Annotated in this window: 20 protein-coding genes; 9 read left to right on the plus strand and 11 right to left on the minus strand. The window is 58.9% G+C overall.

Features of this window, described 5'->3' with window-relative positions:
• Nucleotides 1-8 precede the first annotated feature (8 nt).
• Nucleotides 9-686 (plus strand): TorF family putative porin, encoded by a 678-nt coding sequence (locus tag EGY25_RS08835; protein ID WP_167762520.1) that lies wholly within the window; start codon nt 9-11, stop codon nt 684-686.
• 981 nt (nt 687-1667) lie between these two features.
• On the opposite strand, the gene EGY25_RS08840 is transcribed toward EGY25_RS08835, so the two are convergent.
• Both EGY25_RS08840 and EGY25_RS08845 read right to left on the minus strand, forming a co-directional pair.
• Entirely contained in the window at nt 1668-2180 is a 513-nt protein-coding gene (locus EGY25_RS08840) for a hypothetical protein (protein WP_135194632.1), read from the minus strand.
• A gap of 174 nt (nt 2181-2354) precedes the next feature.
• Nucleotides 2355-2909, minus strand: a complete 555-nt coding sequence (locus EGY25_RS08845) for a hypothetical protein (protein ID WP_135194633.1) — start codon at nt 2907-2909, stop codon at nt 2355-2357.
• Nucleotides 2910-3528: 619 nt separating this feature from the next.
• On the opposite strand from EGY25_RS08845, the gene EGY25_RS08850 reads away from it, so the two are divergent.
• Nucleotides 3529-3933 (plus strand): hypothetical protein, encoded by a 405-nt coding sequence (locus EGY25_RS08850; protein ID WP_135194634.1) that lies wholly within the window; start codon nt 3529-3531, stop codon nt 3931-3933.
• A 133-nt stretch (nt 3934-4066) separates the two neighbouring features.
• Here EGY25_RS08850 and EGY25_RS08855 read toward each other — a convergent pair whose 3' ends face one another.
• Nucleotides 4067-4606 (minus strand): hypothetical protein, encoded by a 540-nt coding sequence (locus tag EGY25_RS08855; RefSeq protein ID WP_135194635.1) that lies wholly within the window; start codon nt 4604-4606, stop codon nt 4067-4069.
• A 96-nt stretch (nt 4607-4702) separates the two neighbouring features.
• Nucleotides 4703-5227 (minus strand): DUF4402 domain-containing protein, encoded by a 525-nt coding sequence (locus tag EGY25_RS08860; RefSeq protein ID WP_135194636.1) that lies wholly within the window; start codon nt 5225-5227, stop codon nt 4703-4705.
• A gap of 1062 nt (nt 5228-6289) precedes the next feature.
• Between EGY25_RS08860 and EGY25_RS08865 the strand changes: the two genes are divergently transcribed.
• Together EGY25_RS08865 and EGY25_RS08870 are read left to right on the plus strand one after the other, a co-directional pair.
• Nucleotides 6290-6613, plus strand: a complete 324-nt coding sequence (locus EGY25_RS08865; protein ID WP_135194637.1) for a helix-turn-helix domain-containing protein — start codon at nt 6290-6292, stop codon at nt 6611-6613.
• A gap of 10 nt (nt 6614-6623) precedes the next feature.
• Nucleotides 6624-7193, plus strand: coding sequence for an SOS response-associated peptidase family protein (locus tag EGY25_RS08870; RefSeq protein WP_135194638.1), 570 nt, complete (start codon nt 6624-6626; stop codon nt 7191-7193).
• Nucleotides 7194-8024: 831 nt separating this feature from the next.
• On the opposite strand, the gene EGY25_RS08880 is transcribed toward EGY25_RS08870, so the two are convergent.
• A complete protein-coding gene (locus EGY25_RS08880; RefSeq protein WP_167762521.1) occupies nt 8025-9176 on the minus strand; it encodes a site-specific integrase in 1152 nt (383 codons plus the stop codon).
• 762 nt (nt 9177-9938) lie between these two features.
• Nucleotides 9939-11045 carry an AAA family ATPase gene (locus EGY25_RS08885; protein WP_135194640.1) on the minus strand — a complete coding sequence of 369 codons (1107 nt, stop codon included), beginning with the start codon at nt 11043-11045 and terminating at the stop codon, nt 9939-9941.
• Between the two features lie 206 nt (nt 11046-11251).
• On the opposite strand from EGY25_RS08885, the gene EGY25_RS08890 reads away from it, so the two are divergent.
• Nucleotides 11252-11617 (plus strand): LysR family transcriptional regulator, encoded by a 366-nt coding sequence (locus tag EGY25_RS08890; RefSeq protein WP_167762522.1) that lies wholly within the window; start codon nt 11252-11254, stop codon nt 11615-11617.
• A 61-nt stretch (nt 11618-11678) separates the two neighbouring features.
• Here the strand turns inward: EGY25_RS08890 and EGY25_RS08895 are convergent, their stop codons facing one another.
• From EGY25_RS08895 to EGY25_RS08915, 5 genes are all read right to left on the minus strand, one after another.
• Nucleotides 11679-11963 (minus strand): hypothetical protein, encoded by a 285-nt coding sequence (locus EGY25_RS08895; protein WP_135194642.1) that lies wholly within the window; start codon nt 11961-11963, stop codon nt 11679-11681.
• Nucleotides 11960-12340, minus strand: a complete 381-nt coding sequence (locus EGY25_RS08900) for a hypothetical protein (protein WP_135194643.1) — start codon at nt 12338-12340, stop codon at nt 11960-11962. The genes EGY25_RS08895 and EGY25_RS08900 overlap by 4 nt, the downstream gene beginning before the upstream one ends.
• Nucleotides 12341-12427: 87 nt before the next feature.
• A complete protein-coding gene (locus EGY25_RS08905; RefSeq protein ID WP_135194644.1) occupies nt 12428-12823 on the minus strand; it encodes a hypothetical protein in 396 nt (131 codons plus the stop codon).
• 201 nt (nt 12824-13024) lie between these two features.
• Nucleotides 13025-13462 (minus strand): hypothetical protein, encoded by a 438-nt coding sequence (locus tag EGY25_RS08910; protein ID WP_135194645.1) that lies wholly within the window; start codon nt 13460-13462, stop codon nt 13025-13027.
• Nucleotides 13459-13785 (minus strand): hypothetical protein, encoded by a 327-nt coding sequence (locus EGY25_RS08915; RefSeq protein WP_135194646.1) that lies wholly within the window; start codon nt 13783-13785, stop codon nt 13459-13461. Before EGY25_RS08915 ends, EGY25_RS08910 begins: the two co-directional genes overlap by 4 nt.
• A gap of 244 nt (nt 13786-14029) precedes the next feature.
• On the opposite strand from EGY25_RS08915, the gene EGY25_RS08920 reads away from it, so the two are divergent.
• The 4 genes from EGY25_RS08920 to EGY25_RS08935 all read left to right on the plus strand — a co-directional run bounded on the left by EGY25_RS08920 (nt 14030) and on the right by EGY25_RS08935 (nt 19083).
• Nucleotides 14030-14260 carry a helix-turn-helix domain-containing protein gene (locus EGY25_RS08920; RefSeq protein ID WP_245159474.1) on the plus strand — a complete coding sequence of 77 codons (231 nt, stop codon included), beginning with the start codon at nt 14030-14032 and terminating at the stop codon, nt 14258-14260.
• Nucleotides 14261-14342: 82 nt separating this feature from the next.
• Nucleotides 14343-17537: an Eco57I restriction-modification methylase domain-containing protein gene (locus tag EGY25_RS08925; protein WP_135194648.1), complete on the plus strand. Its 3195-nt coding sequence runs from the start codon at nt 14343-14345 to the stop codon at nt 17535-17537.
• Between the two features lie 56 nt (nt 17538-17593).
• Nucleotides 17594-18370, plus strand: a complete 777-nt coding sequence (locus EGY25_RS08930) for a nucleotidyltransferase (protein WP_135194649.1) — start codon at nt 17594-17596, stop codon at nt 18368-18370.
• Nucleotides 18367-19083 (plus strand): DUF6602 domain-containing protein, encoded by a 717-nt coding sequence (locus tag EGY25_RS08935; protein ID WP_135195579.1) that lies wholly within the window; start codon nt 18367-18369, stop codon nt 19081-19083. Before EGY25_RS08930 ends, EGY25_RS08935 begins: the two co-directional genes overlap by 4 nt.
• The last annotated feature ends 124 nt before the right edge of the window (nt 19084-19207 follow it).

The raw sequence follows: 19207 nt of genomic DNA on the forward strand, positions 1-19207 counted from the left end.
GGCCAGCCATGATCAAAGCCATCATCATTTCTATCGTTCTCTTGGCCCCGATCTCTCCAGCTCTGGCCCAGTCGCCGTGGTCGCTCGACGCGACCGCCGGGGTAGTCAGCGACTACCGCTATCGAGGTTATTCACTGTCGAATGGCGACCCCGCGCTACAGGCCGGGGTGACCGTAGGCCATACCTCGGGCTTCTACGGCGACGCCTTCGTGTCATCGATCGACGAGTACGGCATCGGCGATGACGGCGACGGGGCGGACATCGAGGTCACGGGCTCGTTCGGATGGGCCGGTATGCTCGCCGGTTTTGACGTGGATGCAGCTGTGTCGGCCTATCGGTATCCGGATGGGGATGACGTCAACTATCTCGAGGCCCCCGTCCAGATCGGCCAGACCGTGGGCCCGCTGACTTGGACCGTCGGAGTTGCCTATGCCCCGGCACAAGACGCTCTGTCCGACGAAGACAACAGATATGGTTGGGCCGGACTGGCCTACGCGCCTGACGGGTGGCCGATTTCGGTGTCAGGCACGGTCGGGTATGAGGACGGTGCCTTCGCGCCTGACGGCAAATCCGACTGGGCCGTGGGCGCTGAGCGTGATTTTGGACCCGCGACGCTGGCGCTGACATGGATCGACAGTGACGTCGATGCCGGTGCCTTTGTGGCGTCCGCGTTCGTGAAGTTCTGATGAGGTCGACCTGCATGAGCCATAGGAGCCTAAACTGGCCGCTGGTGAGTGGCTGGTCCGCTTAGGTGATAGCTGACGGTGGCCGGGCTGCCGAAAGCGGACCTTTGCCTAAACGCAACTCCCGAAGCGGCCGCTCTTAGCGTCCGCTGTGGGTCGAAAGCGGCCCCCACCGTCAGACCGGAAAGCGGACCTTGATGGATGGCTGGCTATGGCTTCTTGCCACTACGTCGGCTGAATACACCTAGACCACCGAACAAGATGCCGAGGATGATCCACACCACCCAACTATCACCCTGAACGAGCTTGAAGACGCCCAACGCGAGGAATACCGCGCCGATGAGCGGGAAACCGTTCCGCAGAAGTTGACCCATTGGTTCTTGCCCTCGTCTGTTTCACGGACGGTATGATCCAGCCTTGACGCTGCCAAGGACAAATCAATCGGCGGTCCCGGGGAGTAAGCACGAGGGAAGTGGGGCGATTGTCCGCTTTGGGTCGAACTCGGGCATGACCATCAGGCCGGATATCCAAACAGCCTGTCCCTTCCGTGGGCAAAGGCTCCATCGTCATGGGGCAGGTGTCCGATCGGTCTGACTGTCGCGCTTTAGCCTGAAGATTTCTTGACCGTCCCGCTCAACCTCCACATGGGTGTATGACCTACTCAAGGTCAGGCGCAGCCCGGCGAGATCCCGCGCCTCCTCATCGTCGGGAGCAAGGACCATCTCTGATTTCATGGGAACGTCGGGGCCGTCGTGAAGATGAAAAACATACTTGGGCACGCTCACTCCTCCGTCTGTTAGCTCCACTGTAAAACGGCAGTTAGCGAAAGACCGTTCCCGGACACAGCGTGTGCTCGCCTGGCAGAGTTCAAAGTCCATTATGGTCGATTTCGGCCGTGGCGTCAGGTGCCGGAAGCGGGCCTGGCCGATCGTGCCCGACAGCAGACGCAGCCAACGACCACTAGGGGTGGTTAGGCGGACTTCGCTACGGCACCATCGGACCGGGACTGACCGCCGGTGTTCTGCCGTCGTTCAATCCGTAGGCCTGCATAAACCGACCGTAATCTTCGTAGGACACACGCTCGTCGTTGCCGCAAGCCACGTCGAACTGGCGTTGTATGGCGGGCTCGGTCAGGCGTGAGAATGGTGCGTCATTGTTCGCGATGAGGACGCTAACTAACGGATCGCCGTTGCCGCGATGGAGCCTCAAGAATGCGACTCTCGCTGTTCGTTCGTCACAGCGAACATCCAGCGCACCTTCTTGATACGCGGGGGTAGTCCAATCGGTTTCGGGCAGGCCGTGCCGATACACTGCATAGGTGAAAAACCGCCTGCTGCCATCGTCCAACTTAAGGCTTCTACCTAGCGCGATCGCGACGTTGTCGTCAGCACTCACGACGATAACGCGGTTGTCCGCACCGCAGCACTCCGGGCGATCAGTCGTCACTTGTTGACCCGCCACAGTAAAAAGAGCCACCGCCAGAGACAATCGGGTCATTCCACCTCCGTTTGGGAACGGCAGATTAGATGCCCGCGTAAAGTCCGCAACAGGTCGTTTCAGGCTCGGGCTTCGCCTTCCGAAGCAGACCTTGGCCGCCCTGCCGGGAAGCGTTGGCTGTGGACCTCAGCCAGGGGTGAGAAGGCACAGTGCTGGCGCAACTAGCGCCATCCTCTACTCATCTTCTGGCGTATTCCGCTCCCAGTATCGACTTGAGTTTGCCGGTATCAAAGGCTGCCAGCACAAAAGTAGCGCCGACACGACATCATGTCCCCATTTGCCGTAAGGCCCGCCTGCTGCCTCCACCGATACTGCGGCTGAAACAAATCGGATCTGGGTCGAGAAGCCGTCCTTCATCGTGGGCAAATTTGTCGAGGTTTCACTAAAGGTTCGCGTGGCCAAAGTGTCGTTATGAATGGCGGGCAAATCGCGAAAGCTGCGTGCCAATTGCCTCAAGGCGGGACAATCGTTTGAGGTTATGCGGTCTGTTCCCCGTGCCGAAACTCGGGTGGCCGTCCAGCCAAGCCTTTCCAAATCTCGTTCGGTCCGAACCGGGCGAGGCCCCTCTGCACTGATTGTTATCGTGTGCTGAATGGTGTGGTCAGCATCTCCCGCTACCTCCAACGTCACGTGCGGAATGCTCTCGTTGGATGGCTCTTGGCTAACCCCCGCTCCGCCAACAAGAGCGGCGAGACCCAAGCCGACGACAACATTTTCAATGGCGTTCAACGCTTGCTCTCCAAAGTAGCTAGCTGGAGAGGCTCGCACGATGAACGCGGATTGTGGAGTCGCCGAGGCAAACGGGACCAATGTCTGTCATGGGTCGATGTCGGTCGTGGGCTTCGCCGCTAAAAACGGCCATCGGCTCGATGGCTCGAAGCGGTCGCTGTCGACGTTACGCGCTCGATCCAGTTTAAAGGGTTGAGATGAGCCAGCAGGATTCGTCAGGTCGCCTTGCGGAGCCAGTTGATGCTCAACGCGCCAGCCACGATCCCTGCGATTAGAACTAATGCGATTGCGGGTGAAAGAAGGTTCTCGCGGAGGCCGTAGAACGTGAGGCCCGCACATAACGCGCCGCACCACGCGATCGCCTGGAGAAGGGCGTATCCTTTTGAATGTTTCTTCATGATGCCCTGCCAAGCATTTGGACCGAGATTTCCTGCATTCTACCCACGTCCGCAATGGGTCGATTTCGGTCTTGGCCTTCGGTGCTAGAAGCAGACCTTGAACGCGACGCTAGAATGTAGTCACCGCCGTGGTCGCTGCGGGTGGAAACGATCAGTTCCGCTTGCTCTCCAGGGCATCTCAAATAATGATGTTGGGTAAGCCATTAGAACCGGACCCGACAATGATCAGGCCCCTCGCTTCCCTGACCCTGGTGCTCGTTCTTGCAACGCCTGTACGAGCGCAACAAATCTTCAACTTCGATGCCGTCGCTGCCGCCCCAACAAGTCACCAAGTCTTGCTAGAAAACGAAAGCGTGCGGGTGCTGCGGGTCACCATCGAACCGGGGGCAACCGAGCCGGTTCATGATCATGCGTGGCCAAGCATCATGTATTTCGAAAAGGCGCAGGCAATCACCTACATCAGCTACGAGCTGAAGAATGGCCTTCCGGTCGAGGCGCGCCGCATAGACGCTCCCGCCGAAACTTTGACCGGTGCCGTTTCGTCACCACCCGAAGGCCTGCATGCCGTGCAAAATCGCGGAACGGAGACATTCACGGCGCTGCGTGTCGAGTTCAAACCCCAGTGACCCGCGTTCCCAATGCGGACGCCGCCAACATCAGAAACGGGTGGTCAGAGGGCATCCCTGTTTCTGACGCTCTTGGTAGAGAACGGAGTGCCGAGTTGTCAGTTAAGAAATAACGGCAGGGGGATCGTCACCTTCAAAGGAGCTGAACGGTGATCGTGTATGGGAAGCTGTGAACTCCCGACGACGCGCCGCCCTGTAAAACGACGTCCATGCTGAGATTAAAGCTGACCGTCGAAAGCAGACCAATCGCATTGAGATCGAAAACGATCATTTGGGCGTCAGCGGGCGGAGCCCCGGTTCGGTACGTCCCGCCTCTTAGGCCGGAGACGCGGAACTTAGATATGGCGATTGAACCAGTGCTCGCTGAGGCGATTGTGATGCGAACCGGCCTAAGGGCGCACAGGCCGCCTAAGTTGAGCAGCCCGCAGTTGAAGGAAACCGTCGGCACGGTCACGGAACTGTTCGACAACCGGATCGCATCACCGTTGAGGCGGCTTACCGCACCTGTATTGCTGATGGAAAACGTCGTCGCGCTGGAACCACGAATGGTGGTGCCGAGGGAGGGTGCGGTACGAGGCGACAAGCTCACTTGAGCCTGAGCTCCAGAAGCGACGCTCAGAACAGCAACTGCAAAAATCAGCCAAAGCCAACGCACGACCATCTCGACGCCCACGCAACTGTAGAAGCTTCCTGCCCCAGTGTTACCGCCAAACTCCCTCCGGGTGGAGCGACATATCCGCCTATCGCGACCCACAGGCCACGTTTGAGTTTAGTTGTAGGCTGCCGAGACAGTGAAGGTGCCGGTGTATACGCCCGTGGCTGTGGTCGCACCGACGGGAACGGAGCCGCCGACGCTGAAGGCCAGCGAACCGGCCGACCCAAGGGCGTTCGATAAGGTCTGGCTGGCGGCCGAACCCGTCAGGCTGTTCGAGGTGGTGACGACCAGGGTGTCGGTGCCGTTGGCCATCGAGAAGGAGGCCGGGACGGTGACCGAGACCGACTGGCCGCCTTCGCCGGCGACCGTGAAGGCGGCAGCGGCCGGGGCGTCGCCTGAGCTCAGGCCAACCACGCCGCCGGTGACGGAGCGGGCGCCGGCGGCGCTGATCACGGCCGTGCCTGAACCCGTCGCCGGGCGAACCACGGTGCCGAACTTCAGGTCGGCGGTCTTGGTAAGCGTCAGGGGGCGGATCACGGTGATCGAACCCGAACCGGTGGTAGAGGAATTCGACTGCGCCAAAGAAGGCGACGCAAGTGCGATCAGAACAAGAGCAGCGGCGGCGGCAATAATCTTCATGGCCATTCTCCAAACATTAATCTGGCGTCGCCGCCGGTCTGAGGGGAGAGATCGACCCGGTTTCCTCCGAAGTCGAGCAAGCGCCAGCCTCAAACGAGGCAAATCGAACTAAAGTTATACGTCCGACGCAAATTCTGTGGCGTGTATTGCCGTAGCGAAAACCACATGGTCCGCTCAGCGATCCGCAGTGACAATCCACAAGAAATAGAACGAACCATGAACGCCCGAGCTCGAAGTGAGTTATGAGGCGCGTGGGTCGTGGCGTCCCAGCGCGAGTTTCCGGTATGCGAGCCCGGCCTGAATCGACGTGGAAGGACTACAGCGTCACCGCACGTGACCTCGTCTCCGACAGTGAAATCTACATCACCTTCAGTTGCCTTGGATGTCGCCTGATCCGCGAGGTTTGTCTCTGGAAGATTGGGTCTCGGCTGGCCGACCAACCTCTTCAGCGGATGCGCTTCCGATGCCAACGGTGTGGCGTCTACCCAGAAGAGTTGAAGGTTGAGCGGCGCAAATCGATGGCGGGTGAGCCGCTGCTTCGGATCAAGCTGAACCCAGCCTGTTTCGACGACGGCCACCGAGCGGCCCAGGTCCAGGCCTTGGCCAGAGCTGAGAAAGCCTGGGCGGCCAAAGGTGGCCGGTAGTGGGCTTCAACGCCAAATATCGATTCTGGACCCGTCAAAACTGGCAGGGTTACGCCCCAACGATCAGTGACATGGAGCGCAAGTGCTGGAGCCTCACGCTGAAGTGTCAGGCCTGTCAGCTGGCAATCGGTGCCGATCCCCAGAAGATCATCCGACAGAGAGGGCCGACCTGGAGCCCCTGGGGGCGGTCAGCGGCGTGTCCACGCCTAGGCTGCGGAGGCCGGATGACGATGTCCGCATACGCCCCAGGTCCAGGTGTCACGGTCGAAGTCTAGTGGCCGAACCGGGCGTTTTCCGAGCAGCATCAACAGAAACACCGGCTCAGCAAGCTATCTCCACGGTTGCGACTAGTCATGATCGGTGTTTCGCCGACAAACACCCCTTGCGAAACGCCGGTATTACGCGGTTAGTCCGCCTCATGAGCGAACACGAAAAACAGATAGACGCCGCTATCGGTAAGGCCATTACCGGCCGTCGCGAAGCGATCGGAATGACACAGCGCCGGTTGGGCGAGGCGATCGGCGTCACCTTCCAGCAGGTGCAGAAATACGAGACGGGCAAGAACCGGATCGCCGCTCCGAAGCTGGTGCTCGCTGCCAGGGCATTGAAGTGTGATGTAGCCGAACTCGTCGGAGAGAACCGTGGCGACCACCCCGGAAGCGCCCGCTTGATCAGGGCGTGGTCCAGCCTGAATGACAAACAGCGCGAGGCCGTCACATCCATGATCGAGGCTTTCGAATAGGAGGCCCACGGTGTGCAACAACTACGCCTCGCACGTCCCCGCGTCGCAGATCGCTGACGCCTTCAGCGAGACGGGTTTCCCGCTGCGTTTCGACGGTGGCGGCATCCCAAATCTGGAGCCGAACGATGACATCAAGATCGGTGACGCGGCCTCGATCGTGACGTGGGACGAAGGCCCTCTGCTGGCGTCGATGCGTTGGTCTTGGCGATCACCGCAAGGGCGTCCGGTGTTCAACTTCCGAAGCGATGGACGAGAGTTCGGCAACAGCAGTCGGTGCCTGATCCCGGCGTCCGCGTTCTACGAGTTCACGGATGCCGAGCCTGGGCAGAAGCGAAAGACCAAGTGGTCGTTTTCGATGAAAGGGGAGGCGTGGTTCTGGATCGCCGGGATCGTGAAGGAAGGCGCTTGGGCCATGCTGACGACGGAGCCCGGACCTGACGTGTCGCCATATCATGATCGGCAGATTGTCGTGCTGCCACCACCGGCAGGGCTGGATTGGCTGAGGTTGAGCCGTCCTGCGGCCGAGATGCTTACGCCGTCGCAAGCCGGGTCATTGCAGGCTGGGAAAGTTTTTCCCTAAGCACTCGCACCGCGTGCATCGGCTTCTGGCGAAGCACACAATTCCTAAACCAACCACTGTCAGGTTCGGCTGATGCTCCGGATCATGTTTGCTACTGTAGGTCTCTCTTTGCTGGCGGTATCAGCAGTTCGCGCAGATCCATGCGAGGGACGGCTTCCGACACGACCTGGCGAGGTGTTCGCCGGAACTGTCCGGTATGTCGGAGACGGCGACAGTCTGTGTGTAGGTCGGACCGCTGACGCCAATGAATGGATTGAAGTCCGCTTGGCGGACTTTGATGCGCCGGAACTTCGGGAGCGTGACGGTCGGCGAGGTCATGAAATTCTGACACGGCTGGCGCGCGGACGTCAGGTCAGCTGCGTCGCCACGGGGGGGCGTGGGGGTAGGGTCATTTCGCACGACCGGGTCATCGCAACGTGTCGGTTGAACGGACAGAATCTTGGCAATTTGCTTAGGTCACGGGGTGCCCCCCAGGGCGGCAACTAGATACTTGCCGTGGGATTCAGCGCAGACATTGCCTGCCCACGAAGAATGTATTGAGGATGAAATCATGAGGACAGTTGACAGATACCGAGCGGAAGCGACCAAGGCGCGGAAGCGGGCAAACGCTGAGCTTGATCCTGATGCCAAGGCGGCACTCTACAGACAAGCACGTGCTTGGCTCGACCTCACGCTGACCGCCGAAATACACAGTCACCTTATGGCAGCCTTGAGAGAGGTGCGGCGGGGAGAAGTAGCGGTTCCTTTGTCTCCAAGCTGCACATCGCTTTCAAAAAATAAAAAGGGGAGCCCCGCGCGCCAGCCGAAGCCAGCGCACGAGGCGAATATAAGCTAGGCTGCAGCCTGTTTGGCTGCGCCGGCTTCGACGGCCTTCAGCAGCGTGTCGTTGGCGAGGTGCGAATACCGCTGGGTGGACTGGTAACTTGCGTGACCCAGCACCTTGCCGACAGCGAACAGATCCACACCGCTGTTGACCATGAACGACGCTGCCGAGTGGCGCAGGTCATGAAGGCGAAGACCCGGCAGCCGCGCCTCCCTGATCGCCCGTTGCCAGCCGTGCTTGATGGACACGAAGGGAAGGCGGGTCTCTGGATTGGGCACCAGCCAAGGGCAGTCCTTGAAGCGAGGCAGCGTCTCGATGATCGCCAATGCTGGTGTGGAAAGCGGGACGTGACGTGGCTTACCGGTCTTGCTGGTCGGGATCAGCCAGGACCGACGTTTGACATCCACGTTCTCCCATTTGGCGTCCAGCAACTCGCGTAGCCGTGCCCCGGTGAGGAGCAGAAGGCCGACGATGTGCTGCAACTGAGAATTTTGCGACGCCGCCACAGCCTCCCTCAGCCGGGCTGCCTCCTCGGCCGACAGGAAGCGTTCACGCCCATTGTTCAGAGGCTTACGGGGGATGCCACGCGTCGGGTTCCTGTCGCTGCCCGGCACATCCCAACTGGAGCCCAGAACAAAGGATCGACCGAGCAGCACCCTCAGCTTTTCCACCGACGCCGGCGACAACCCCTTTGCCCGCTTCTCGGTCAGCCACTGGGCCACGGCCCGGCTGTTCATGTCGGTCAAGCGCGTCTTCCCCCACTTCGGGACGATATGGACGCGCATGCACATCTCGATGCTGGAGTAGGACTTCTGATCCTTAACGGACTCCAGGTGCATGGCCGCCAGTTCGCCGTAGAGCGGGATGGACTTGACCAGAGCCTTCTGCGCGCCGGGATCGCCGCCCATCACCACTTCTGAGCGGCGCTGCTGGGCATTCTTTCGGGCTGCAGCAAACGTGATGTCGTTATAGCCGCCGATCTTAAATTGCTTCTGGCGGCCGGACTGATCGGCGTAGCGCAGATAGTAGGTCTTGCCCCCGGTGGAGCGGCACTCCAGCACGAAGCCAGTAACGGTGGTGCAGTACCAGTCAGTCTTCTTCTTGCCGACCTCGCAGCCGGCATTGGTGACGAAGGCCTGAGTCAGGTGGGCTTTGGGCATGGTTGGTCTCCTTGCATGGTTGAGGATGTCAGCGGGCGAGCGCCGAGGAGCCGCGCCGGGGCGCGACGGATGGGGTGGGGTGGGGTGGACTGGAGGCGGGGCAGGCCCGCGAGGCCCCCAGAGTCGGCCGCCTGGGCAGCACGTCGAGGGCGGAGATGGTCGGGCCATTGGAAGCCCGGAGCTGGCCTCAGCGGGCCGCAGGGGTAATCGGTTTTGCCATAGAGGCGACGCCGATCAGGTGGTGGTCAGGCGAAGGACGCCGACAAGGCTCAGGCCTCTGCGGCGCTGCGATTAGGCCTTAGCAGTTCATAGGAAAGACGGCCTCGGTTGGCTGAGCGGGCCTTCCAATAGTGGTCCCGGCAATCTGCACCCGTGTAGCGCCTGAGCACGGATAGGGCACACTGGACCGGCAAACCGCACTGTCTGGCGGCAGTCTCGGCAAGGGCATTTTGGCCCTCCGAAAAGCCACCGTCGATCAGACTTAGGATTGTGATGACCAGGGTGGTTTCGTCATCCAGATTGGTGTCGCATCGGTGGTTCAGATGTCGTTGTTTCATGGGAAAATATTCCTGATGGCAGGTCATGGGGGAGCGCTTGCCGGTGAGGCCGCCCGCATGAATGATTGAGTTTGAGTTGGTGTTGAGGGGGCTGTCCCCCGCTTGCAGTCGGAGACGGAAACTCTGGTGCGAGTACCGCCCCAAATCCCCAGTTCTCCAGATCTTCACCCGGCAGCCCCGGCCGGGGTGATGGGGTTTTGGGGAATTAGGGCGTTGGGGTGGTGGTTCCCTCAGCCGGGCGATCTGTCAGCAGGTAATAGCTTCGCTTGCCTCGAGCGCCCTTGTCGTAATTCCAATGATGTCTTTCGGGATCGCTGCCGGTGTACTTGTCCAGGACTCGGTGAGCCTGGGCACGGGAGATGTCGCCATTGACTGCCATCGCCTTGACCAGCCGGTCCTGACCGACGTGACCATGGCCCTGGGCAAGGAAACTACGGATCGCCGCAATCACCTGATCGTCGTCGAGCTGCCCGGCTTCGAGGGTGTGTCCCTCCAACTCTTCCGAATAGACTGGGCGTACTGAAGCTACCTTCTCGACGTAGGTTAGGCCTTGTTCGGTTGAGTAGGCATAAGCGACCTCTTGCGGGCTGTCCGCCCTGCTCTTCTGTTGGGTAAAGCGGACGACCCGTTCAGATGCCCCTGCGCTGCCTGTCATCGGCTCAGCAACGTAAGCGGCATCGAAGTCTTCCAGGATATCCGTCGTGCCCTGGTAACGCAGGGATCCGTCGGCGTTCCGGTTCTTCGCTGTATGGCCCAGCGCTATGATGGTGCCGCCCGCCATCACATACTCCCGGCAGACATTGGCGAAGTTGCTCGAACGGGCCTTGTCCATGAGATTGGTGAACTTCTTGAGGGTGTCGATGATTACGACAGAGCCTCGAGCCGTACCGTCCTGGGTAGCCTCAATCAGCTTGTCCACGAACTGACTGGCCTTGAAGCCTTTCAGGCCGGGAGCCAGCATGTGGGCGTTCAGAAGCTCCAGTATCTCGACCTTTACGGCTAGGCCTTTCCCGCTGTCGTCAGCGTTGATGTAAAAAAGCTTGTTCGGGTCGAGCCGCCCTTCCTCGATTGCGTCTTTGATGAACCGCGTCACCAGAAGCGTCTTACCAGCGTTGGGGGGCGCATAGATGATTGTCGCCTGCCCCAAGAACATGATGCCGCCGAGCAGGGGTATGGTGTCAACAGCCCGCGCATGAAGCTTGGCGGCGTCCCCTCTCAGGCTGTGCTGAACGAGTGGATTGAGTCTCTCTGCCGGGGGCTTGGGTGGCTCTTTATCCGGCTCTTCAGGGGGTGGTTTAGGGGGTAGAACCATCGCTCGATCTCCTTGTCTTTGTGATCAATGAGCGTGTTCTGACCAGCCAATTTCGGCCTGTAAATGGGGGCAAATTGGTGGTTTTACGGGAGCGAGATGTGTTTCCTAGCGGAAGACACTTCCACCAGGACCTTGCCAAAATAGTGGGTAAAATTAAATTTTGTTTAGGTTGGGAGGAGGGTGCTTTTGTGAGTGAGGAAACGAGTGTGACGGTGAAAAAGCGTGAGGATCGGACCGAGTTCGGTGGTCTTCGCGTCGTTTGGCTGGAGGCCTTCGTCAAATCTGTGGAGGCCAAATCAAGGGTAGTGGCAGCCGCCCAGATGGGCGTCGATCAGGCGACCGTAACGAAACACATCGGAAAACTTGAAAAGTGGCTGGGCCGAGGGTGCATCCGCCCACTAATCAGTGACAATGTGTGGCCGGTGCATTTGACAGCCGACGGTAAGGATTTCCTGCCGGATGCTGTGAAAGTGCTGAAGATTCTTCGCGAAGCACGTATCCCTCCGTTGAATGAGCTTGATGCTAATCCCTCGGTTGAAACCGCCGGGGCACCTCCGTCCGACATCGTCTAGGAAGAAGCTTGATAGGAGAGCCAAACCTCGCTGGCCCGGCCTCCCACCAATCAGCATGATCTCAGTGCGGCGCGTTTAGATACCTTTCCGATGACCTGTTCCGCCTTCGTCGCGCTAGCACCACCGCAATCCCGAAGGTCGTCATGGCGACGATACAGGCGATCGGCTGAGCCACCGTCAGGGCGGACAGGGTGAGGGTGCCCAGGAACACCAGCGTCTGTTTAGGCCGGGTGATGAAGCTGACGACTAGCCCCAAGACTACCGATGCGATCAGGACGATCGCGACTGCCCTGAGAACGGCCAACCCCACGCATAGGATGACCAGCAGGAGAAACCGGTCCATCATCGGCCGCCCACCTCGGTCCAGAAGTGGGCGAGGCAGAGATAGTGGATGCCAAGTTCGGTGCCTGGGCCGTTCTCGACCAAGATCACGGTGTCCCGCCCACACCGGCCCCGGTAGACGATCTCAAACCATAGGCCGTGATCTTCCAGGGTGTCGTACTTGGGCTCCTCCGCATCGTCGCCAGTGATCGGAAAGCCAGCGGCGGTGTTAATCACGTAGGCGGTGTCGCCGCCCTGGACGACGAGGATCCGGGTGTCCTCGCTTACGTGTGACGGATGATCCGCGTAGGCCTGCCATCCACGGTGAGCGATCAGGGTGCGCAGGTCTTCTTCTAAGTCGGGATCGCTGATGACGCCGGCGACGTCGGCGATGGTGTTCATGGAGAGCAAGGGGATGGCGTCCTTCAGGCACAAAAAAGCCCTCGCGACAGGGTGTCGGAGGGCGCGGGTCGGATGGGTGATTGAGGCTCAGTCGGCGTGGGAGGTCGGAGAACGGTCGGCAACACCCAGGCAGTTGAAGCGGAGGGTGTCGTTGGTTTCGGGGTGGTCGGCCACGAAGACCAGCATCCCGAAGTCGTCGGTTAGGACGTAGGCCAACTCGAACCACGAACCGTGGTCGTTGAACCACTCCCAACCGGGTTGGTCGGCCTGGTCCCAGCAGATGGGGAAGCCTAAGGCATCATGTATGGTCTCAGGTGGATCACTCGGCTGCACGACGACGATCTGGAGGATTTCGCCAAGGGGGCGGCGACGGTCGGTGTCCACCTGCCAGACACGAAGTCCGATCAGGGCGCGCAGGGCAGGGTCGAGGCTAGGGTCTGTGAGCGCCGCCGTAACGGCGTCACGGTCGTTCAGGGAGAGCATGGTCTGGATGTCCTTTCGGGGCATGAAAAAACCCCCGCAGCTGAGGGCCACGGGGGTCGGTGATGGTTGGGGTTTTGGAAGGCGTCAGGTCGTCCTAGTGAACGGCCTTGAAGTCGATGACGCGCATCGGGTTTTCAGGCTGCTGACTGAGGGAAGGGACGTTGGTGTCCTGCCCCTGCCAGCGACCCGGTAAGGCACCACTTACCGTGCTGAAGGGACGCTCGGCGAAAGAGCGCCTGCCGCCTGGTTGAGCCGGTCCTTCAAGCGCTTTGAACGGGTGATCCCAGACAGGGGCATGGTGCCGCTGTGAGAGACGGTGAAATAGAAGCCGTCCTGCACGGTGCCGTCAGCCTTCCGGCCCCTGGAGGGAACCATCGTGCCGACGATCTGGTGGCTGTCGAACAGGAACTTGATCGTGGCCTGATACCCCTTGTTCGGATGCTCAACGCGCACGATCGGGCTGGTACCGAACTCGACGTTCATGGCGTCCACCAGGATCTGATCGGCCTGAGCTTCGGTGATCAGATAGACGGGTTCGCTCTGGCTGACATAGGTGCCGGGCGTCCGTGCTGGTGCAGAAGCGCAGCCACCGATGGCGAGCGCGGCAGCGGCGAGGGCGGCATAGACGAGGCGCTTCATTTGGTGATGCCTTTTGCCGATTGAGCCCTGTCCACGCGCTTCCTCTGGCGGGTTGCCACGTAGACGCCGCCGAAGGTCGCAATCCCGACCGTGCCCCAAAGAAGGATGGAGCCGTAACGGCTGACCTTCCTCTCGTTTTCTGGATAGCTCAGGGTGTCTTGCAGCCTTTGATCTCTAGAATTCGGGTCAATGGAAAGAGACGTTGCCTCGACGCTGGCGTAGAACCGTTGGAGTGGTATGTAGGCTTGCAGAAACAAGCTTGTGACAATCACGTAGAATGCAGCCACCGCTGCCAGCCCGATGCGGGCGGTATTACTATTCATCTGATACGATCTCATTGTGTGTTGAGACGCGCAGTTATTTGCACATCATATAAGATGCCGAGTTTTGCGCTCGGCGCGGTATCAGGCTGTGTTGTTGCTTGTGTTCGCTCCGCACGATGCGGCAGCGGTCTCCCCAGACCGAATAACCGAATCTGGGATATCCCGATTTAGGTTTTAGCGAAAGCGTCTCACCGATCAGGGGCGCGCGTTGCCGTCATCGATTTTCACGCAGCGGCACCAGGAGTTGATCAGCTTCCTCGCTTCGACGCGGAACGCGGCTGGGGTCACTCAGGTCGAGCTAGCAGACCGACTGGGAAAGCCGCAGAGCTTCGTGTCGAAGGTGGAGCGAGGCGAGCGGCGTCTAGACGTGATTGAGTTCTGTCAGGTCGCCGAGGCGCTCGGATGTGGTCCGGCGAAGCTGCTCCAAGAGTTTGTCGATTCCACGCGTCAACTAGACCGTGCAGGGCTTCCATGAAGGTCGCCGACGATTCCTCGTGGCGGAGCCCGCCATAGGTCGGCTATCCCCTTCCAGGTCACATCAGGGAAACAGGTGAGAGTTGAATCTCTTCAATCGGAAGACCCTAAAGCGCGTCATCAAGCCGGCACCGATTCCGGCGTCGCACTTGTCGGTACTTGAAGGCTGGGCCGAGTTAATTCGCACTGGCCGCGTCTACACCCACAAAGAAACGGCGCTCCGCGAAGACTTTACGTCAGAGATCGTCAAAGGAGTCCTTGGCTATAAGGGGCCGGCGAGCGGGGCTGCCTACACATTGGCGGCTGAGCAATCGATCCTGCGAGGCAGTGTCGATCTGGCTTTGGGACATTTCGGAGAAAAGATCCCCGAAATCCTTGCACCATTCGAACTGAAGGGGGCCGATACCCGCGACCTTGATGCGATTATGCCGGGGAGAAACAAAACCCCAGTTCAACAGGCGTGGGAGTACGCCATGAACGCGAGGGGGGTGAAGTGGGTCATTGTCTCGAACATGGTCGAGCTACGTCTCTATGGCTTCGGCGAAGGTACCATCGCCTATGAGGTTTTCCATCTCGACCGGCTGACAGAACCAGAAGAGTACGCCCGGCTCATGTTGCTTTTGTCGGCGGGCAGACTGCTCTCGGGCGGCACCCTGGACCTTTTGAAACAAAGTCGGGAGGAAGACCGGGATATCACCGACAGCCTCTACCGGGACTACAAGTCTCTACGTCTGAAGCTCATTGGTGCTGTCCAGGCGGCAGACCCGGCGATCGCTGCTCTAGACTCGATAGCCGTCGCGCAGAAAATCTTGGATCGCGTCCTGTTCATCGCGTTCGCCGAAGACACCGGCCTCCTACCGTACAACACACTGTCTCAGGCGTTCGTCGATCGGGACCCGTACAATCCTCGCCCGGTCTGGGATAACTTTCGAGGCTTGTTCAACGCCATCGACAAAGGCAGCGATGCCCTGAAAATCCCCCGTTATAATGGCGGGCTCTTTCGGCAGGACGACACAATCGACGCCTTGGCCCTGCCCGACGAGGTCTGCGAAGGGTTCAAGGCGCTCGGCGAATATGATTTCGCCTCCGAGGTCTCGGTCACCGTCCTCGGCCACATCTTTGAACAATCTATTGCGGACGTTGAACGCCTCCAGGCGCAAGCTCGGGGCGAGGAAGCCGAGGAAGTTCGGGCCACCGGCACCACCGGCCGGCGCAAGCGTGACGGTGTGGTCTACACCCCCGACTATATCGCTCGGTTCATTGTGGCCGAGACGCTTGGGCGGCACCTCGAAGAAGCCTTCGCCACCATTGTGCGCGCCTACGCCAAAGCGGGGGCTGATCTGTCTGATTATGCCACCATACCGTGGCGTCGGAAGTCGGCGGAATTGGAGGCATGGCAAGCCTACCGCGAGCGGCTGAAGTCGCTGCGCATCGTAGATCCCGCCTGTGGTTCGGGTGTGTTCCTCATCATGGCCTTCGACTTCCTGAAAGCCGAGCTGACTCGCGTCAACGACAAGATCAAAGATCTTCTGCCCAAGGCAGAACACTACGGCGATCTGTTAGAGTATGTGCCGGACAGCGATATCCTGACGAACAACCTGTTCGGTGTCGATGTGAATGTCGAAAGCGTCGAGATCGCCAAGCTGTCACTCTGGATCAAAACCGCCCGACGCGGGAAGGTCTTAGATAGCTTGGACGCCAGTCTGCGGGTGGGCGACAGCCTAATCGAGGACAGCAACTTTGCGTATCTTGATCACGCCTTCAGGTGGGAAACCGCATTCCCAAGCGTATTTGCCGAGGGCGGCTTCGACGTGGTCCTGGGAAATCCCCCCTATGTCCGCATGGAGCTTCTGAAGACATTAAAGCCCTATCTTGAAAAGAGATATGAGGTGGTTTCGGATCGGGCTGATCTCTATTGCTATTTCTACGAGCGCGGCCTCCGGCTCCTCAAGCCTGGGGGGCGCTTAGGCTACATATCGTCATCGACGTTTCTCCGAAATGGATCTGGGCGGCCATTACGAGATTACTTGTCTAAGAAATCGACTATTGAATCGATCGTAGACTTCGGCGATCTGCAGATATTTGATGGAGTCGCGACTTTGCCGATCATTTTGACGGCACGTCGTGGGGCCGCCCCTAGTGGTCACGAGCTGAAGTTTTGGCAGTTAGAAGCTGTTCCCGAGACCAACTTCCAGGCCGCTTGGGAAAAGGCGGCCGGAGCATATCCGCAGGCGGCCTTGAGTTCTGGTCCGTGGGAGTTGGAAAACACAACACTCAGATCTTTGAGAGACAAAATCCGAGGGGGCCGAAAGACCCTGAAGGAGGTTTATGGCGCTCCCCTATACGGCATCAAGACGGGTCTAAATCGCGCGTTTGTCATCCCCAACGAAATTAAAGAACGCCTCTGCGCTAAGGACCCCAATTCTGCTGATCTACTAAAACCCTTCCTAGAAGGCAAAGATCTGAAGCGATGGAGGGCAGAACCTCGTGGCCTTTGGCTCATCTACATCCCAAAGGGGCGGATCGACATTAATGATTATCCTGCCATTCGCGAATGGCTTTGGCCCTTCAAGGAGGAGCTGGAGAAGCGCGCTACTAAGCAAGCGTGGTTTGAGCTCCAGCAGGCGCAAGACGCGTACGTCTCTAATTTTGAAAGCCGGAAGATTATATACGCCGAATTCAATCGGAGATATTTCAGCTTCGCTAGTTCGGATACCTATTTCAACAATAAGATATTCATGAGCGCCAGCGGAGACGCGTCGCTTTTATCTCTTCTACAATCTTCTGTGTACTGGTTTCTCCTGATCTCAATGGCACCCCAAGTTATCGGAGGCTCACGAGAGCTTCGATCGCAATATGTCGAGACTATGCCAATTCCTATGTGGACGACCACATCTCAGTCGGAGCTAGCGAGACTGGGGGAGAAAGCGACAGCAACCGCTGACGCCCGACTCAGCCTACAAATCGCCCTCACGCGCAGAATTTCAGACCTTTGCCCGGCGGGGAGAGACGCCAAGCTCACATCCCGGCTCCAGGAATGGTGGACCCTGCCCGACTTCTCCGCCTTCAGAGCGGAGGTGAAGAAGGCGTTCAAAGCCGACATTCCGTTAGCCGACCGTTCCGCTTGGGAAGACTGGATCAATCGCGACCGTGGCGAGATCGCCCGTCTGTCTGCTGAAATTACCCAGGCTGAAGCTCAGATCGACAACATCGTCTACGGTCTTTTCAACCTGACCTCCGATGAAATCGCGCTGTTGGAAAGCGTAGTTTCTCGGTAGCGCTTCCGTAGAACGTCACTATATTTCTTGGAGATACGGCTAAGATTAGCTCGCCCTTGAAGCGGATCCTCAAGTTGCCTCCAGACCAGCACCTTCGCACGGTCCTTGCGCGCCACAGCATTGATACCGGCCCCAACTCAGCCGTGAGGGGTGTTCAAGCCACCCTCTTACCACTTATCGTGCGCTGGAGCGGAGCTTCCCTCGTTGATGTCAAAACCAGCGGTTCTTTCGCCAAAGGCACAGCGGTGCGAGGCGGCACAGATGTCGACCTCTTTATCTCGTTAAGTTCGTCCCTCCAGACGCCGTTGAAAGAGATATATGAGACGCTGAATGCTGCCGTGACGGTCGGTGGATACGTCGCCCGCCGACAGAATGTTTCGGTTGGTTTGACTGTTGGACATTGGAAGGTCGATCTTACTCCCGGTCGAAGGCAGGATCAGTTCGGCAACTACCATAGTCTTTGGAGTACCAAGACCGGTAGTTGGCTTCAAACAAACATCGCCGAGCATTGTCGCGTTGTCTCTGGCTCAGGCCGCCTGGATGAAATCCGTCTGATCAAAATCTGGCGCAATCGGTATGGGCTCGATTTTCCGTCGTTCTACCTCGAACTGTTTGTCATTGAGGCATTGAAAGGCGCGCGTATCGGCAACCTTCAGCAGAACATCGTTACGATCCTGGAAGCTATCCGCGACAAGATTGCGGTCTGGCGGTTCGCCGACCCGGCGAACACCAACAACATCGTTTCTGATACCGTCACCGCCGGCGGTAAATCGAATCTATCTGCGGCAGCTCGAAACGCTCTGGCGAGCCAATGGACAACGGTGTTTCAATGAGCAGTTGGTCGATTCAGGAAATTTTCGCCGACTTTCACAAGAAAATGCAAGGAGAATTGGAATCGGCCCGGAAACTTGGCCACCCAACTGACAAGGGGGACGCAAGTGAACAGGTCTGGATTGATGTCCTGAACGCCTATCTTCCGAAACGATACGAGGCCCGAAAAGGGTTTGTCGTAGACAGTACAGGAACTTTCAGTACGCAGATCGACGTAATCATTCATGATCGCCAATATTCGCCCTTCGTCTTTACCTTCAAGGGTACGGACGTTGTGCCTGCCGAGAGCATCTATGCCGTCTTCGAGGCGAAGCAAGAAACCACCGCCGAACACATACGATATGCGAAGGAGAAGGCCGCTTCTGTGCGCGCGTTAAAGCGCACGAGTCTGGGCACGCAGACCATCAATGGGCCTTCGCCGGTAAAGCCACTCCACCACATTCTCAGCGGCTTGCTTACCCTGAGTTCGAGCTGGAGACCGGCGCTTGGAAAGACCTTTTCTGACCATCTAGATAGGGTGGTGGATCATGGCGCGTTGGATATCGGGTGTGTCGCCGATGCAGGATGGTTCAAACGTTTACCGGATGGCGATTTTGAGGTTCACGAGGCCGACAAAGCCGCCACACGTTTTCTGTTCGAGCTGATGGCTCAGCTTCAAGCTATCGGTACCGTACCGGTCATCGATGTGCGCGCATATACTGCGATGATCGATTGAGGCAGGCCGGCGGCCTTTAGTCTCCTGACCCTCGGACTGCTCTTGTTGCCAACACATTCAGGCGGTCCGCTTAACCCGCTTCCCACTTGGTCCCCACCAAACTGCCGAGCAGAATAGCCTCCAC

This window comes from Brevundimonas intermedia (assembly GCF_004614235.1).
In the GTDB taxonomy this organism is placed as follows: Bacteria; Pseudomonadota; Alphaproteobacteria; order Caulobacterales; family Caulobacteraceae; genus Brevundimonas; species Brevundimonas intermedia_A.